The organism is Haladaptatus sp. R4, from assembly GCF_001625445.1.
In the GTDB taxonomy this organism is placed as follows: Archaea; Halobacteriota; Halobacteria; order Halobacteriales; family Haladaptataceae; genus Haladaptatus.
Map to the genome: position 1 here is coordinate 301888 of NZ_LWHG01000021.1, position 15838 is coordinate 317725.

Here is a 15838-nt window from a genome sequence, read left to right on the forward strand (position 1 = left end):
GAGTCATCCGACTGAGGGAATTTAACAATCAGACAACAGTTATGCTCGCGGGCATGGTGTGACTCCGTGTAGCATGTCACAAATTGGCATCGAATGGTGGGGAAGAGTACGGTATCGCGGAGACAGTTTTCGCGGACAAAGCGAAGAGGTGAAAACCGATGCCCGCTGATACCGAGTTCGGCAACCCGGCACCGCTCGGACTCGTCGGCTTCGGACTGACGACGGTGTTGTTGAGCCTCGTCAACGCGGGGATTTTCGGCAGTAGCTTGGAGATGGCAGTCATTCCGATGGCAATCGCCTACGGCGGGACGATTCAGCTATTCGCAGGCTTGTTGGAGTACCGAAATGGGAACACGTTCGGGACCGTCGCGTTCACCAGTTACGGCGCCTTCTGGTGGTGGTTCGCGCTGCTCGTCCTCTTCGAGTCGAACGGCCTCATCGACACCGTGAGTCCGGGTGCGCTCGGGATAGCCCTCATCATGTGGGGCATCTTCACGGCCTACATGTGGATCGGGACGTTCAAACTCAACTGGGCGCTCTGGAGCGTGTTCCTCCTGCTGGCGGTCACGTTCTTCCTGCTGGGCTTCGGCAACCTGCTCGGTATCGACGCGCTCGTCACCGCCGGTGGTTGGGTCGGTATCGTCACCGGTCTCGACGCGATGTACGTCAGTTTCGCCGAAGTCACCAACTGGTGTTTCGACAGGGAAGTCGTTCCGCTCGGCGGCGTCCCGTACGGTGGACCGACGACCGAACCGCAAACGGGAACCGCCGACTAACGGTTCCGGCCGCAACACGCCTACTCAGCGTGTTTAGCCCTTGCAACCAGTACCGGTCGGTCGGCGTTGAGGATGACCGATTGTGACACGCTGCCGAACAACGCCTTTCCGGCGGGCGAGCGCCGCCGCCCACCGACGCAGACGCAATCGACGTCCCGTTCCTCGGCGACGTCGAGGATTACGTCGGCCGGGTCCCCGCTCGATTCGACGATGTCCGTTTCGATGCCAGCGTCGTCGAGTACCTCCTTCGCCCGTCGGATACCGCCGACTTGCAGTGCGGAGCCACCGCTCGGATTGTCGGTAAAACAGTAGAGCAGCGTCGCCTGCACTTCGGACGACGCCTCGGGAAGGTCAACGACGGCGTTTACCTGCGCCATCGCGCGCGATTCGGTTTCGTCCACTGCCAGAAGGACGTGATACATGGTAGCATGTCGAATGGTGGGAACTTAGCCTTTCGGCTGAGCGTCGTCGTATCGCTCCGCGACGAATATAACGAGCGAGAGTAGGATACCGAGGAAGAGACCGATCGTCACGACGCCGTAGATGGCGAGTTCGACCGGCGTCGGTTGCAACTCGATGACGCCGAACAGGTGGACGGGGCGCATACCGTCCGGGCCGAACGCGCCGAGGAGGACTCCCACGACTCCCGCAAACGTGACGATGAGGGCGTACAGGCTGATGACGAGCGAGCGACCTTGCAGTCGAGATGACACGTATTACCCTTTCGGCAGGCCAAGGATTAGCCTTTTCATCCAGACGTGCTTAGTGGGTGTATGTCCGAAAAAGAACTGCTCTTGCTCGTCCTCGCCGGCATTGCTGCACTGATGTTCGTAATGGGTATCGTGCTCGCTGCGACGTAACGAGCATCAGTTCGACGATTAAAAAAGCGGGTTTGTTCTACAGCGGATTAGTCGTTCGAGGTTCCGTCACGGAAGTTATTCTTCCGCAGCGGGCGTTCCTTCGTCCTCACCGCCGTCGGTGAGTGCCGTTTCACGCTTCTTTGCGAACCACGTCCACTCCTTCGAGAGCATTCCGTCCTCGCCGAGGTTCCACGGGTCGTCGGGAGCGACTGGGCCGTCGAGCCAGGACTGTGCGAGGTTCCAGACGAAGAGGAGCTGGCCGACACCGAGGATGAACGCACCGATGGTGGTGATCTGGTGCCACGTCGTGAACTGCGGGAGGTAGGTCGCGTACCGGCGCGGCATCCCGCCGTAGCCGAGGAACAGCATGGCGAAGAACGTCACGTTGGTACCGATCATCGTCAGCCAGAAGTGCCAGTGAGCGAGCGTCTTGTTGTACATCTTGCCGGAGACGACCGGGAACCAGTAGTAGATTCCAGCGAAGACGGCCGTACCGATGGCCCCCATCACGATGTAGTGGAAGTGACCCACGACGTAGTAGGTGTCAGTGAGCACGAGGTCCACGGGAATCGCGGCGAGGAAGACGCCGGTGACGCCGCCGATGATGAAGTTGGAGACGAAGCCGACACAGAACAGCATCGGCGCGGTCAGGCGAAGCCGCCCGTTCCACATCGTCGTGATCCAGTTGAACGTCTTGACGGCGCTCGGAATCGCGATGGCCATCGAGACGGCCATGAAACTCGCGCGGAGTCGCGGGTCCATTCCGGTCGAGAACATGTGGTGGGCCCAGACACCGAACGAGAGCACACCGATAGCCAGCGTCGAGTAGACGACGAACTTGAACCCGAACAGTTTCCGTCCCGAGAATTTCGGGAGGATGAGGCTGATCAGTCCCATCGGCGGCAGGATGAGGATGTACACTTCGGGGTGGCCGAAGAACCAGAAGAGGTTCTGCCACAGCATCGCGCCACCACCGTCGGCCGCGAAGAAGGTGGTGCCGAAGTTACGGTCGAGCAGCATCATGATGATGGCGCTGCCCAGGAGGGGGAACGCGAACAGGATGAGACCCGACTGGGTCAGGATGGTCCACGAGAAGATGTCGAGTTCCGGCCATCCGACGTCGTCACCACGCTCGGTGAAGATGGTGGCGATCATGTTGATCGCACCGAGCGTCGTGGCGATACCGGAGAGGTGCAGTCCGAGGAGCATCATGTCCACGGCGGGGCTCGCCTGTGCCTGACAGGTCGCACCGGCCGCCACGGCCGACTTCCCACAGGACGCCAACGGCGTGTACATCGTCCAGCTCGTCTGTGACGGTTGGATACCGCCGAACATGAACAACGGGAATCCGATCCAGATGAGAACCGCTGCGGGCGGCAACAACCAAAACGCGACGGCGTTGAGACGCGGGAACGCCACGTCGTCCGCGCCGATGAGCAAGGGCATGAAATAGTTCGCGAACGCCGCGATAATGGGCGTCCCGAACAGGAAGAGCATGGTAATACCGTGCGTCGTCATCAGGCTGTTGTACATGTTCGCACTGAGAAAGTCACCGCTCGGCGTGAACAGTTCTATCCGCATGAGAAGCACGGAAATGCCACCCCACGCGAACGAGAGAAGACCGAACGTCCCGTACAACAGACCGATATCCTTGTGGTCTACTGTCGTGATCCAACGAATGATTCCAGCAGGCTTCTCGTGAGTCTGCGTGTTCGATTCTGCGTATCCGTAGCCACCACTGCTGCCAACGGGTGCATACGACCGCCAGTCCTCGAAACGAGCGAGGAACGAAGCGACCGCGAGCAAAAGTACCCCCATGACAACGGTGAGAGCCAGCTGCGCAGTAGCTGCCATGCGAGAGGGTGAGAACTGCAAGGTAAAGAAAGGTTATGTTCCAGTTGCGACCTCGATTTTCTGGGCTGCAATATACGTCAACGCGGCGAGGGCGATGAACGGGAGGACGAGGAGTGCGATGCTGATCATGCCGCCGAGGCCGCTGTTGCTCCACGCGTTGAAGCCAACGAAAGCGACGAAGAAACAGACGATTATCCCCAGGGGAATGATGTTGACCATCAAGTTGAGGAGGGTTTCCTTGCTGAAGACGCTTTGTGCCATGGTACGTAAACGTAGCAAGCACGAGCTAAAATAGGTTAGTGGTTCGTTGCCGACCGTCCGACCGTCTCAGATGGGATCCGGTTGCCAAAGCGCGCCAGCAACGCCGCCGAGGAGGAGGATGGCCCCACCGATGAGGATTGCCGTACCACGGAGCTGAATCGAACCCCCCGTCGTCAACCAAATCGCACCGCCCACGACGAGCGACACGCCCGACGCGGCGATGAGTCCTTTCCACGGGTTGTTGATGTACTCCGATTCGCGGAGGATGCCGACGATGCTACCGACGAAGATCAACATCCCGCCGACCGCGACGGGAAACAGAATGTTCGCCATCACGATACCCGCCTCGAACATTGCGAGACCGAACGCGACGAACAGCGGCCACGGACTGGATTTTCGGTACTGGTCGGAAAGCCCCGGTTGCTCGTCCATACGGACGCTTCGGGCTTCAGTGGTTTCATCGTTACGTCTTTCCAGTCGACGCACGGGACGTCGTCGCTCGTACGTTCAGTCCCCACCGACCGCATCGACGTGCTCGCCGGGCGCGGGGTCGGTGCTGTAGAGCATGGCGAAGACGAACGACGAAACGATGATGAATCCCGACGCGGCCCAGAACGCGACGAACACGCCCGTGGCGTCCCAAATCGCGCCGATGAACACGGGACCGCCGACCTGTCCGACCTTCCACGCGATAGAGCGCAGCGAGAGGCTCGACGCCACCGCCTCGAACTGTTCGCCCTCTTCGACGAACAGGGCCATACTCGCCGGGAGTCGGAGGCTATCGCCGATTCCCAACACGGCGTAGGCGGCAAAGAGGACGAAGAACGCGCCCGGTATCGCCATCGACCCCCCGAACGCGGAGACCGTCACGCCGGGGATGTAATCGTCGGCGAGGTCGGCGAACGGGATGAGCGCCGTCCCAAGCGCGTACACGAGCGCCCCCGCGAGAATGAACCTCTCTTTCTTCCCGACCCGGTCGGTCCAGTCGCCGACTTTTCCCTGCGTCAGCGACTTCGTCAACTTCCCACCGGCCATGATACCACCGACGACAAAGGGATTGATACCGAACTCCGTGTGTGCGTAGATGGGGAGGAAGGTGATGACGGCCATCTTCCCGACGCTGAACGAGAGGCGGAAGAAGACGAGCGCCTTGATGGCCGAGCGACCGAGCAGGGTTTCGAACGTCTCACGGCTACTCGACTCCTCCGGGTCCTTCCGTCCGCCGGGATTGTCCCGAAGGAACAGGTAGATGGCCAGAAACGCGCCGATGGTGATGACGCTGAGTGCGGCGTACGTCGCTTCGAACCCGTACAGGTACAACAGCAATCCGCCGAAGATGTCCCCGAACAGGCTGGAGAACGCGCCGACCTGATTGTACGTCCCGATCCACAACCCGCGGGAATCGTCGTCGCTGATCTCGCCGATGACGGTCGTTCCGGTGAGCCAGAGGATGCTCGCGGCGAACCCCTGCACGACGCGCATCAGGATGACGCCCGTCACCGAATCCACGAAGCTGAATCCGATGAACACGAGGACGTTGATGAAGAGACCGAACAGCAGGATCCGCTTGGAGTTTCGCGTGTCGATGTAGCGGCCGAGCGGGAGGACGATGAGCAGTTGGACGACGGCGAACGCCGTCCCGAACAGGCCCTCGACGGTGCTCGACGTGTGGAACATGCCCGCGTACAACGACAGCGCGATGAGGATCGTCGAATACGCTTGGCTCCGGGCGAACGCGGTGCCCGCCAAGGCGATGAACTCGCGGTTCCGAAAGAGGCTGGTCGACCCGCCGCTCGTCTCCTCAGTCACGGTTACGAATCGAAATAGTGGGCGAAGTATAAGAACTTCCGGCTACGGTCGGTGATTTGCCGAAAGAGGAAGGGGATTACTCTTCGAGCGCGTCGGCGATGCGCTGAAGCTGTCGCGTCGCGTCCCGAACCTCGTCGCGTAGCTGACGAACTTCGCGGACGAGGTCCTCGTCACCGCCGCCGCCGCGCTCGCGCTGGCCGCCCATGCCGCCAGCGCCCGGACCGCCGCCCATCATGCCGCCCATCATCTGTGCGAACGGATTACCGCCCATTCCACCGGGACCACCGCCGCCCATGGCCTCCTTCAATCGTTCGTCACGGTCTTCATCGCTCTCTTGTGCGCGTTTCTCTCGGATTTCCTCGACGCGCTCCTGGAACGTCTTCTCTTGTTCGTTACCGTTGTCGCCGTTTTCGTTGGATTCCTCGTCTGCCATGCATACCCGTTCTTTCGCACAACCGAAAAGGGTTGTGACCCGTGGAAAACGAGACGATCCGCGGGGTCTCGTCCGCCTCACACCGTCACGAGACTGACGACGCCGTTGAACGGTTGCTTATCCCCCCGAACCGGTCGTTACCGACGAGGACGTGTGACGAAAGGCTCACATCTCGAACGACACGCCGGAGCGGTCGGAGACGATGGCCACTACCGCGGGACTGCGCTCCCGTTACGGCGGGTGAACGATGGAAACGGTTGGCAGGGTTGAGATTCACCGGGGACGATACTGGAAGGGAGTTCGATGCCACGGGGAACAGTCGCTTCGGTGCTCGCGAGCGTGCCCGAGCGTCGCAACCGACTCGTTCTCTATGCCCTCTCCCGACACGCGGAGACGGCCCCGGTCGAACTGGAAGTCCTCGTCCGGGAGGTCGCGGCGTGGGAACGAAACCAATCCACCGAGTCGGTCTCCGACGAGGCGTTCGAAACGGTGCTCGAAGACCTCACACAGACCCGGCTACCGACGCTTTCCTCCCGTGGGCTGGCCGATTTCGACCCGTTGAGTGGATTGGTCGGGCGTCCCACCTACTCGATGTCCGCAACCACGCTCGTCGATTGTCTCGCCCGTACCGAGTTGGGCGCACCGTTTCTGAAGCCTTAAACGCGAGGAAGGACTTACGAACGTATATGACCGAGGAGCAAGCCGCCCAAACGGTAGACGAAGAGCCAACCGAAGGGGAATCCCCGGCCGAAGGGAACGTCGAGACGGACGAAAATACGCCGGACGAAGAAACGCCGGACGAGGACGTTCTCGGCCCGGAGGACACGAGCCTCATCGCGCGGGTTGCCATCGCGGACGAGGGCCTCGCCGCGGACGTCGAGGATCGACTCGCGGCTATCGAGTCGGAACGGCAGGAACTGGACGACGAAGTGGACGACCTCGAAGCGAAACTGCGGCGCAATCGTGCCGACTTCCAGAACTACAAGAAGCGCGCGAAAAAGCGGCAGAAACAGCTCAAAAAGCGTGCGACCGAGGACCTCGTCGACCGACTCATCGACGTGCGCGAGAACCTTCAGCGCGCTGTCGAAGCGGAACACGACGATGTCGAGAGCCTGCGTGAGGGCGTCGAACTCACCCTGCGCGAACTCGACCGCGTGTTCGAGGACGAGAACGTCGCGCGGATTCGCCCCGAAGAGGGCGACGACGTGGACCCACAGCGCCACGAAGTGATGCTCCGCGTCGAGAGCGACCACCCCGAGGACACCATCGCCGACGTGTACCAACCGGGCTACGAGATGGGCGACAAGGTTCTGCAAGCTGCGCAAGTGACCGTGAGCGACGGCAACGGCGACGAAGCGTAACCTTCGCCATCTATCGCCATCGGGAGAGGTCACGCTCGGGTGCCGCGTGGCCAATCCTCGCAGCAGTCGCCCCGGTACGGATTTTCCACCTCCTCACGGGTACCACCTCGCTCTTCAGTCATCTTCTGGTGGACGACCACACCCCGTTCGAGCGTCGCGTCGTCCGGAAACGCGGGATAGAATATCGGTTCGATAAAAAGCTCCCGAAGCTGGAAGCCGGTAAAAACGAAAACCGCATGACTGCGGAGGGGTGGTGTTCAGCGTATCCTCGTGACATCTAGTAACCTTTAACCGGCGCAAACGGGTAGGTTGCCCCAACAATGACGAGCAACAAGATACTGGGCATCGACCTCGGTACCACGAACAGCGCGTTCGCGGTCATGGAAGGTGGCGACCCGGAGATCATCGTCAACGGCGAAGGTGACCGGACCACGCCGTCCATCGTCGCGTTCTCCGACGACGGTGAGCGTCTGGTCGGGAAACCAGCCAAAAATCAGGCAGTTCAGAACCCCGAGAAGACGATTCAGTCCATCAAGCGGCACATGGGCGACGAGGATTACACCGTCGAAATCGAGGGCGAGGAGTACACGCCGGAGCAGATCTCGGCGATGATCCTCCAGAAGATCAAACGCGACGCCGAGGAGTACCTCGGCGACGATGTGGAGAAGGCGGTCATCACCGTCCCCGCGTACTTCAACGACAAGCAGCGACAGGCGACGAAGAACGCCGGAGAGATCGCGGGATTCGACGTTGACCGCATCGTCAACGAACCGACCGCCGCGTCGATGGCGTACGGACTGGACGACGACACCGACCAGACCGTCCTCGTCTACGATCTCGGTGGCGGGACGTTCGACGTTTCCATCCTCGACCTCGGCGACGGCATCTACGAAGTCATCGCCACGAACGGGGACAACGACCTCGGTGGTGACGATTGGGACCAGGCCATCATCGACTACCTCGCCGACGATTTCGAGTCGGAACACGGCATCGACCTCCGCGACGACCGACAGGCGCTCCAGCGCCTGAAGGACGCGGCCGAGGAAGCGAAGATCGAACTCTCCTCGCGGAAGGAGACGGACATCAACCTCCCGTTCATCACGGCGACCGACAACGGACCGGTCCACCTCGAAAACAGCCTGACTCGGGCCAAGTTCGAATCCCTGACGAAGGACCTCATCGACCGCACGGTCGAACCGACCGAACAGGCGCTGTCGGACGCGGGCTACTCGAAATCCGACATCGACGAGGTCATCCTCGTCGGCGGTTCGACCCGCATGCCGCAGGTTTCGGAGAAGGTCGAGGAACTCACGGACCAGGAACCGAAGAAGAACGTCAACCCCGACGAAGCCGTCGCGCTCGGCGCGGCGATTCAGGGTGGCGTCCTCTCCGGCGACGTGGACGACATCGTGTTGCTCGACGTGACGCCGCTCTCGCTCGGTATCGAGGTGAAGGGTGGCCTGTTCGAGCGCCTCATCGACAAGAACACGACCATCCCGACCGAGGAGTCGAAGGTGTTCACCACCGCGGCGGCCAACCAGACCTCGGTGCAGGTCCGTGTCTTCCAGGGTGAGCGCGAAATCGCCAACGAGAACGAACAACTCGGCGAATTCCACCTCTCAGGAATCCCGCCAGCACCCGCCGGAACGCCGCAGATCGAGGTGACGTTCGACATCGACAAGAACGGAATCGTCAACGTCTCCGCGGAGGATCACGGCTCGGGTAACAGCGAGGAGATCACCATCGAGGGTGGCGCTGGCCTCTCCGACGAGGAAGTCGAGCGCATGCAGGAAGAAGCAGAACAGCACGCCGAGGAGGACGAGGAACGCCGCGAACTCATCGAAGCGCGGAACGCCGCCGAAGGGGCCGTTCAGCGCGCCGAGACGCTCCTCGAAGAGAACGAGGAGAACGTGGACGACGACCTCGAAGCCGAGATTCGGGACGAGATCGAGGACGTGCAGGAGGTCCTCGAAGACGAGGACGCGACGAAGGACGACCTCGAAGACGCGACCGAGAACCTGAGCAAGTCGCTGCAGGAGATCGGCAAGCAGATGTACGAACAACAGGAGCAAGCCCAGCAGGCCGGTGCCGCAGGTCCCGGCGGAATGGGTGGCGGCATGGGCGGCATGGGTGGAATGGGCGGCGGCCCGAACCCCGGCGCTGGTGCCGACAGCGGTGCTGACGAGAGCGACGACGAGTACGTCGACGCGGACTTCGAAGACGTGGACGACGACGATTCGGACGACGACGAATAACACCACAACCTGAGGCGGGAACTAACCCGTCATCCGGTGCCGACGGGGACTGACTCGTCGGAAACGCGTTCGCCGCTCGCGGCGAACGCGTGACGAACGGTAGACGGACGATTCAAATACCATCCTACATTACCAAACGATAACTGATGAGCGAGGACTTCTACGACGTACTCGGTGTAAGTCGGGACGCCGACGAGGACGAGATCAAGAAGGCGTATCGTAAGAAAGCCGCCGAGTATCACCCGGACGTGAGCGACGACCCGGACGCCGACGAGAAGTTCAAGAAGGTGAAAAAGGCAAAGGAGGTGCTCTCGGACGACGAGAAGCGCCAAGCCTACGACCAGATGGGTCACGACCGGTTCGAACAGGCCGAAAAGCGCGGCGGGTTCGACGGCGGTCGCGGACCCGGCGGTGCCGGTCAGGGCAACCCGTTCGGCGGCGGCGGTGGCATGGGCGGCATGGGCGACATCTTCAACGAGTTCTTCGGCGGCGGCGGTGGCGGCCGTCGCAACCCGAACCGTCCTCGACAGGGTGCGAACCTCCGAACCGGCATGGAGATCGACCTCGAAGAGGCGTTCGAGGGCGTGACGAAGCAGATATCGGTTCGACGGCCGGAGCGTTGTGCTGCCTGTAACGGCGAGGGCCATCCGCCGGACGCGGACGTGAACACCTGTTCGGAGTGTAACGGACAGGGACAGGTTACGCAAGTACAACAGACGCCGTTCGGTCGCGTCCAGCAGTCACAAACCTGCCCGCGCTGTAACGGCGACGGCCAACAGTATTCGGAGACGTGCAACGATTGCGGCGGCGACGGCGTCGTCCAGCGGGAGGCGAAACTCAAAGTGGACATCCCGGCGGGAATCGCCGACGGACAGACCCTTCAGATGGAACGCGAGGGCGCACCGGGTGAGAACGGCGGCCCGAAGGGCGACCTGCTCATCGAGGTCGCGGTGCGCGAGCATCCCGACTTCGAGCGCGAGGGAGACAACCTGTACTATCGGACGGCGTTGTCGTTCCCGCAGGTCGTCTTCGGCGACAAGATCGAGGTGTCGACGCTCTCGGGGTCTGTCGAGATGGACGTGCCGAAGGGGACCCAGAGCGGCGAGACGTTCCGCTTGCGAGGCAAGGGGATGCCGCGTCTCCGACGCCGCGGAAACGGCGACCTCTTCGTGAAGGTGCAGGTCGTCACGCCGGACTCGATGAACGACGAACAGCGCGAGGCGTTGGAGCAGTTCGCGGAGGCAGGCGGCGAAGAGGTGAACGTCGAGAAGGGCTTCTTCGAGCGAATCAAGAGCAGTTTCTGACTCCGCAACCGAACAAGCTAAGCGTTTCTGTGGTGATATTATAGATAGCTACGGACATTCCTCGTATGACCGGATCGAAACTCTCTCGTCGACGGTTCGTGCAAGTAGTCCTCGGAACGGGAGCGCTCGTCGGTCTCGCACGCGGGCAGGCCGCGACGTTCGAACTCGGCGGACAGGTCTCCGGTTGGTTGGGACAGTCCCCGGAACCCCTCGCGGACAAGACGAATCCAACGATCCAGATGGTGGCCGGAAAGGACTACGTCATCGCGTGGGAGAACATGGACGGCAACTCCCACAACATTGCCATCGGTGACGGGAAAGGAAACATTCTCAAGCGAACCGAAGTCATCGAGACGAGAGGGGCGACCCAAACCCTCGAATTCACGGCGACCACGGAGATGGAGACCTACTTCTCGGAGTTCGACCCGGAGACGATGCGCGGCAACCTCATCGTGTTACGGCCGACGACCACGATGAACGGAACCGCAAACGGCACGACGGGGACGATGGGGGAGATGGGAACGTCATCCACGACGGGCGCGTCGACATCGTCACCGTCCACGTCGTCACCCACAGCCTCGACCTCGCCATCGACGACAGAGACGACGACGGCATCCGGGGAGACGAGTTCGTCCACGACGGACGGCGGCGGGTTGCCGGGATTCGGATGGCTCGCCGCGCTCGGCGGCATCGCCGCGTTCGGCTATCTGCTTCGACGGAAGGAGTAGCGGGCGTTTTTTCGAACCTCGTTTCGACGAGGTGGGCCGCGGGAAGTGAATTCACATCGGTAGGAACAACAGTCCGAGACTGATGATGACGCCGCTACCGATCAGCACCAGCACGCAGTAGCCCATGATGTCGCGAACCGAGAGGCCGCTGATGGCGAGCAGTGGAATCGCCCAGAAGGGTTGGATCATGTTCGTCCACGCGTCGCCCCACGCGGCAGCGATGGCGACGCGGGGGACGCTCGTGCCGCTCGAATGGGCGGCCTTCACGAGCGTTTCGCCGACGACCGCCCACTCGCCGCCGCCACTGGGGACGAAGACGTTGACGATACCCGCGGTGAGGAACGCGACTACGGGGAGCGTTCCGTCGGGCGAGACGTGAACCATTCCCTGTGCAATCTGCGTCGCGAGGCTGGCCGACCCCTCCGGCGCGTAGCCCATGATACCCATGATGCCCGCGTAGAAGGGGAACTGGAGGATGATCCCCCAGACGTTCTCGACGGCCTCCTTCATCGCGCCGATGTACGCCGCCGGGGTGCCGTGAAGGACGACGCCGAGGAAGAGGAACGAGAAGTTGACGATGTTCAGGTTGAGGTTGTTCCACGGCATCGTTCCGTCCACGACTCCGCGGACGAAGTAGCCGACGACGGCCAGCAACCCGGCGAAGCCGATGGCGTACGCGACGAACGACGAGTGTTCGATCCGCTCCGCGAGCGTCATTCCATCCGTCGTCGTCGGCGGTGCCGTGACCGTTTCGCCGCCGTCGGTCGCCGTCTCGACCTGTTCGGGGTCGAGCGGGTGTTTTTTCGCCTCGCTCTCGGGGTACATCAGCAGGAACAACAACGGGAGGAAGACGAGGCCGACGAGGACGAAAATGACGATGTTGGCCGCCGTGAATATGGTCTGTCCCGTCGAAATCGTGGAGTTCAGGACGCCGCTTGCGAGGAGGAAGTTCCCCTCGTCCGCAGTCGAGTTGAGTACCAACGGGATCGATCCCGCGAGGCCGCCGTGCCAGACGATGAATCCGGAGTAGGCCCCCGCCACGATGATGGGGAAGTCGATGGTTCGGATCTCCTCCGCCACTTTTCGTGCGAAAATGGCACCCACGACGAGACCGAGGCCCCAGTGGACGAACGAGGCGACGGCGGCCACGACCGGCACCAACGCGGCGGCGCTTCGTTCGCTCGACGGGACCGCCGCCATCCGTGAGAGAAAGCGATCCACGACGGCGGACTGTGCGAGTGCATAGCCCGTCATCAGAATGAGCGTCATCTGCATCGCGAATTCGAGCAGTGCCCAGAAGCCACCGTACCACCCGTCGAGGAGGATGTTCGTGCCGTGTTCCAACGGTCCGCCGCTCGATCCGACGAACACGAACGCGAACCCGTACGCGACGAACGTCAGAATGATCGCGAACAGAAACGCGTCCGGGAGGTAGCGTTCCACGAGTCGTGAACTGCCTTCGGCCATCCGTCTGATTACGTTTGCCATGATTTCGACTGATAATATCTAGCAATCGAGTATAAACGTTCGTCAGACGCTCAGTGGTGAATCGTCGGGCTTTTGCAGTCTCCCGGACGAGCATCGACATGCACATTCTGGGCGACCTCGTCGTCCGTTCCCGACGAAGCGACGATCCGGCGCTTGGGGTTCCCGGTTCCGGAGGGTACGACTATCATCGCCTCTGTACGACGGCGTGGAAGACGGGGAACTTCTTCCGGCACCTCGGCGTGCGCGAGGGAGTGACGGTCGGTATCCACGCAAAACCCGCACCACAGCCGATTCTGGGCTTCCTCGGTAGCGTTCTGCTCGGCGCGAGCGTGCGGTTCGACCCGCCGAACGACATCGACGCGCGTGTCCTGCTCGCACCGACCGAGGCGGTTGGCGAGTACGAACTTCCTCCGGGTGGACAGTACGTCGCCTACGGCGATGCCCCTGCCGACCCGACCGTCTCGCACTTCGAAACCGACGTGTGGAGCGAAAATCCGGTCTTCCCCGAGACGCCGCTTTCGTCCGATACACCTGCACTCACGGGAGCGCGTGAAGTGTCCCACGCCGAGTTGCTCGACGCCGGAACCGCGGTGGCCGACGAATGGGGACTCGGCCCGTCCGATTCGGTCGCGGTTCGTGCACCGTTGTCGGACCCGAGGGCGATAGCCGCCGGACTCGTCGCGCCGCTCCTCGTCGGCGGGGAGTGCGTCCTCGATACCGAGCGGACGGCCGATTTCGCGGTCGTTGACGGCGATTCGGGCGCATCGAACGCGCCCGAATCGCCTGCGCTCACGCTGGACGACGTTCCGCTGTAATCCTCTTTTTTGACTTCCGCAACCACATGGATTAGGATACCTCTCCACGAATCCCGACCATGACCACGACGAACATCGACGACGGTTCGGCAATCGGTCTCGGCACGATGGGAATCGACGACCCGGAGCGAATCGCCAGCGCCATCGAGATGGGGTATCGCCACCTCGATACGGCACAGATTTACGACAACGAGGCGGTCGTCGGCGAGGCCATCGAACTCGCCGACGTCCCGCGCTCGGACTTGTTCGTCGCCACCAAAGTCTGGGCGGACAGCCTCGCCCCCGACGACGTGCTGTCGAGCACCGAGGAGAGCCTCGACAAACTCGGTCTCGATACCGTCGATCTGCTCTACGTCCACCGACCGATTCAGACCTACGATCCGGAAGCAACGCTTCCGGCCTTCGACCGACTTCGGGACGACGGCCGTATCGAACACGTCGGGGTCAGCAACTTCGGCGCTAAGGAAATCGAGGCTGCCCGCGACGTGCTCGACGCGCCGATAGTCGCCCATCAGGTCGAGATGCATCCGCTCTACGAGCAGTCGGAACTCCTCGCGGATGCGAAGGAACACGACGCCACCCTCGTCGCGTACTCGCCGATTGCCCAAGGCGAGGTGTTCGACCTGCCAGTGATGACGGAACTCGCCGAGAAACACGACGCGACCGCGGCACAAGTCGCGCTCGCGTGGGTCGTCGAGAAGGGAGCGGTCCCCATTCCACGGTCGGGGAGCGACCACCATCTGCGGGAGAACTTGGCGGCGGGGGAACTCTCCCTCGACGCCGAGGATATCGCCCGAATCGACGCCATCGACCGCGAGGAGAAACTGTTCGAGTAGTCGGTGTACGAGAACCGGTGTACGAGCATCGGTGTGTGAGTCGGCAATCGCGTCGCTCGCCACCGTTAGACGGTTGTACGAGAACGCTTTTGCCCTGCCCGTCGAATCGAACTCGATAGCTCATGGCGATACGCGCGGACGAGATAGAGTTGGTCGTTAGTCTCGGAATACTGCTCGTTAGTGTGGGATTGGGGACCTTGACGTACCTGACGTGGCGGCGCGAGCGCGAGCGGCGGTTGGCCGTCGTCACCGTCGCCTACGGCCTGTTCGCCTGCCGTGGACTGGCGGTCGTCTTCGAGGAGGCGGTCTTCACCGGCGTACAGCCCGAACTCATCGACCATCTCTCGTCCCTGTTCGTCCTGTTCGGCCTCCTGCTGTTCTTCGTGGCGATAGTGCGGGAGTGAAATGGACGAACCCGAACTCGACTCACGGCGGGCCATCTTCGGCGAGATTCGCGCGACGCCGGGGATTCACTTCCGTGAGTTACTCCGCCGACACGAGTACGCGCAAGGGACGATTCAGTACCATCTCCGATGGCTCGAAGACGAGGGGTTGGTCGAGTCCTCCGACGACGGGAACTTCACCCGATACTATCCGGCCCACTCGTTCGAACCGGGCGACAAAACGACGATGAACGCCCTCCGTCGGAAGTACTCGCGGCGAATTATCGCCCAACTCGCGTCGGAGGACGAACTCAGCACCGCGACGTTGAGCGACCGCGTCGGGAAGTCCCGTTCGACCGTCTCGTGGCACCTCTCCCGGCTTCACGAGGAGGAAATCGTTGAAAAGGAACGCGACGGGCGCACCGTGTTGTATTCGCTTCGGGATCGCGACCGGGTGATGCGCCTCTATGCGACCTATCAAGCGAGTCTGCGCGACCGATTGCTCGACAAAGTCCTCGACCTGTGGGACGTGTACTGAGTACGAAACGGCCGATACGACGTTGTTTGGTTTGCTGAGATTGCAAGTACCGCGCGGCAATGAAGACCGCAACCGCCCTGCCTCCGCAACAGACCACACCCTCCCCAACCGATTCGCTCGGTCGCTCACGCTCCCTC

At 62.0% G+C, this 15838-nt stretch carries 18 protein-coding genes; 10 read left to right on the forward strand and 8 right to left on the reverse strand.

Features of this window, described 5'->3' with window-relative positions; genetic code table 11:
- Window positions 1-158 precede the first annotated feature (158 nt).
- Window positions 159-776, forward strand: a complete 618-nt coding sequence (locus A4G99_RS11070) for an acetate uptake transporter (protein WP_066143358.1) — start codon at window positions 159-161, stop codon at window positions 774-776.
- A gap of 20 nt (window positions 777-796) precedes the next feature.
- On the opposite strand, the gene A4G99_RS11075 is transcribed toward A4G99_RS11070, so the two are convergent.
- The 7 genes from A4G99_RS11075 to A4G99_RS11105 all read right to left on the reverse strand — a co-directional run bounded on the left by A4G99_RS11075 (window position 797) and on the right by A4G99_RS11105 (window position 5993).
- A complete protein-coding gene (locus A4G99_RS11075; protein WP_066143361.1) occupies window positions 797-1198 on the reverse strand; it encodes a universal stress protein in 402 nt (133 codons plus the stop codon).
- A gap of 24 nt (window positions 1199-1222) precedes the next feature.
- Window positions 1223-1489 (reverse strand): cox cluster protein, encoded by a 267-nt coding sequence (locus A4G99_RS11080; protein WP_066143363.1) that lies wholly within the window; start codon window positions 1487-1489, stop codon window positions 1223-1225.
- 222 nt (window positions 1490-1711) lie between these two features.
- Window positions 1712-3454, reverse strand: coding sequence for a cbb3-type cytochrome c oxidase subunit I (locus A4G99_RS11085; RefSeq protein WP_066143366.1), 1743 nt, complete (start codon window positions 3452-3454; stop codon window positions 1712-1714).
- Between the two features lie 69 nt (window positions 3455-3523).
- A complete protein-coding gene (locus tag A4G99_RS11090) occupies window positions 3524-3751 on the reverse strand; it encodes a DUF6684 family protein (protein WP_066143369.1) in 228 nt (75 codons plus the stop codon).
- Between the two features lie 66 nt (window positions 3752-3817).
- The gene (locus tag A4G99_RS11095) at window positions 3818-4183 is read right to left on the reverse strand and encodes a hypothetical protein (protein WP_066143372.1); all 366 of its coding nucleotides are present in this window, start codon (window positions 4181-4183) and stop codon (window positions 3818-3820) included.
- Window positions 4184-4258: 75 nt separating this feature from the next.
- Window positions 4259-5560, reverse strand: coding sequence for an MFS transporter (locus A4G99_RS11100; RefSeq protein ID WP_066143374.1), 1302 nt, complete (start codon window positions 5558-5560; stop codon window positions 4259-4261).
- Window positions 5561-5636: 76 nt separating this feature from the next.
- A complete protein-coding gene (locus A4G99_RS11105; RefSeq protein ID WP_066143376.1) occupies window positions 5637-5993 on the reverse strand; it encodes a hypothetical protein in 357 nt (118 codons plus the stop codon).
- A gap of 303 nt (window positions 5994-6296) precedes the next feature.
- On the opposite strand from A4G99_RS11105, the gene A4G99_RS11110 reads away from it, so the two are divergent.
- The 5 genes from A4G99_RS11110 (at window position 6297) to A4G99_RS11130 (ending at window position 11641) form a co-directional block, all read left to right on the forward strand.
- The gene (locus A4G99_RS11110; RefSeq protein ID WP_066143380.1) at window positions 6297-6653 is read left to right on the forward strand and encodes a hypothetical protein; all 357 of its coding nucleotides are present in this window, start codon (window positions 6297-6299) and stop codon (window positions 6651-6653) included.
- A gap of 26 nt (window positions 6654-6679) precedes the next feature.
- Entirely contained in the window at window positions 6680-7354 is a 675-nt protein-coding gene (locus A4G99_RS11115; RefSeq protein WP_066143382.1) for a nucleotide exchange factor GrpE, read from the forward strand.
- A 320-nt stretch (window positions 7355-7674) separates the two neighbouring features.
- Window positions 7675-9609, forward strand: a complete 1935-nt coding sequence (gene dnaK / locus A4G99_RS11120; protein WP_066143384.1) for a molecular chaperone DnaK — start codon at window positions 7675-7677, stop codon at window positions 9607-9609.
- A gap of 146 nt (window positions 9610-9755) precedes the next feature.
- On the forward strand, window positions 9756-10913 hold the full coding sequence (gene dnaJ, locus A4G99_RS11125) for a molecular chaperone DnaJ (protein ID WP_066143387.1): 1158 nt from the start codon (window positions 9756-9758) through the stop codon (window positions 10911-10913).
- A gap of 65 nt (window positions 10914-10978) precedes the next feature.
- Window positions 10979-11641, forward strand: coding sequence for a hypothetical protein (locus A4G99_RS11130; RefSeq protein WP_066143390.1), 663 nt, complete (start codon window positions 10979-10981; stop codon window positions 11639-11641).
- A 51-nt stretch (window positions 11642-11692) separates the two neighbouring features.
- Here the strand turns inward: A4G99_RS11130 and A4G99_RS11135 are convergent, their stop codons facing one another.
- Window positions 11693-13129 carry a short-chain fatty acid transporter gene (locus tag A4G99_RS11135; protein ID WP_066143391.1) on the reverse strand — a complete coding sequence of 479 codons (1437 nt, stop codon included), beginning with the start codon at window positions 13127-13129 and terminating at the stop codon, window positions 11693-11695.
- 98 nt (window positions 13130-13227) lie between these two features.
- Between A4G99_RS11135 and A4G99_RS11140 the strand changes: the two genes are divergently transcribed.
- The 4 genes from A4G99_RS11140 (at window position 13228) to A4G99_RS11155 (ending at window position 15701) form a co-directional block, all read left to right on the forward strand.
- Window positions 13228-13944: a hypothetical protein gene (locus A4G99_RS11140; protein WP_066143394.1), complete on the forward strand. Its 717-nt coding sequence runs from the start codon at window positions 13228-13230 to the stop codon at window positions 13942-13944.
- Window positions 13945-14003: 59 nt separating this feature from the next.
- Entirely contained in the window at window positions 14004-14780 is a 777-nt protein-coding gene (locus A4G99_RS11145) for an aldo/keto reductase (protein WP_223301830.1), read from the forward strand.
- A gap of 122 nt (window positions 14781-14902) precedes the next feature.
- Window positions 14903-15184, forward strand: coding sequence for a hypothetical protein (locus A4G99_RS11150; protein WP_066143398.1), 282 nt, complete (start codon window positions 14903-14905; stop codon window positions 15182-15184).
- Between the two features lies 1 nt (window position 15185).
- Window positions 15186-15701 (forward strand): metalloregulator ArsR/SmtB family transcription factor, encoded by a 516-nt coding sequence (locus tag A4G99_RS11155; protein ID WP_066143400.1) that lies wholly within the window; start codon window positions 15186-15188, stop codon window positions 15699-15701.
- Window positions 15702-15838 lie beyond the last annotated feature (137 nt).

Bases quoted from the DNA above. Each gene is read 5' to 3' on its own strand.
- A4G99_RS11085 (WP_066143366.1), bottom strand. From the start codon at position 3,454: ATGGGGGTACTTTTGCTCGCGGTCGCTTCGTTCCTCGCTCGTTTCGAG.
- A4G99_RS11070 (WP_066143358.1), top strand. From the start codon at position 159: ATGCCCGCTGATACCGAGTTCGGCAACCCGGCACCGCTCGGACTCGTC.
- A4G99_RS11145 (WP_223301830.1), top strand. From the start codon at position 14,004: ATGACCACGACGAACATCGACGACGGTTCGGCAATCGGTCTCGGCACG.
- A4G99_RS11155 (WP_066143400.1), top strand. From the start codon at position 15,186: ATGGACGAACCCGAACTCGACTCACGGCGGGCCATCTTCGGCGAGATT.
- A4G99_RS11150 (WP_066143398.1), top strand. From the start codon at position 14,903: ATGGCGATACGCGCGGACGAGATAGAGTTGGTCGTTAGTCTCGGAATA.
- A4G99_RS11095 (WP_066143372.1), bottom strand. From the start codon at position 4,183: ATGGACGAGCAACCGGGGCTTTCCGACCAGTACCGAAAATCCAGTCCG.
- A4G99_RS11140 (WP_066143394.1), top strand. From the start codon at position 13,228: ATGCACATTCTGGGCGACCTCGTCGTCCGTTCCCGACGAAGCGACGAT.
- A4G99_RS11090 (WP_066143369.1), bottom strand. From the start codon at position 3,751: ATGGCACAAAGCGTCTTCAGCAAGGAAACCCTCCTCAACTTGATGGTC.
- A4G99_RS11075 (WP_066143361.1), bottom strand. From the start codon at position 1,198: ATGTATCACGTCCTTCTGGCAGTGGACGAAACCGAATCGCGCGCGATG.
- A4G99_RS11105 (WP_066143376.1), bottom strand. From the start codon at position 5,993: ATGGCAGACGAGGAATCCAACGAAAACGGCGACAACGGTAACGAACAA.
- dnaK (WP_066143384.1), top strand. From the start codon at position 7,675: ATGACGAGCAACAAGATACTGGGCATCGACCTCGGTACCACGAACAGC.
- A4G99_RS11110 (WP_066143380.1), top strand. From the start codon at position 6,297: ATGCCACGGGGAACAGTCGCTTCGGTGCTCGCGAGCGTGCCCGAGCGT.
- A4G99_RS11115 (WP_066143382.1), top strand. From the start codon at position 6,680: ATGACCGAGGAGCAAGCCGCCCAAACGGTAGACGAAGAGCCAACCGAA.
- dnaJ (WP_066143387.1), top strand. From the start codon at position 9,756: ATGAGCGAGGACTTCTACGACGTACTCGGTGTAAGTCGGGACGCCGAC.
- A4G99_RS11135 (WP_066143391.1), bottom strand. From the start codon at position 13,129: ATGGCAAACGTAATCAGACGGATGGCCGAAGGCAGTTCACGACTCGTG.
- A4G99_RS11130 (WP_066143390.1), top strand. From the start codon at position 10,979: ATGACCGGATCGAAACTCTCTCGTCGACGGTTCGTGCAAGTAGTCCTC.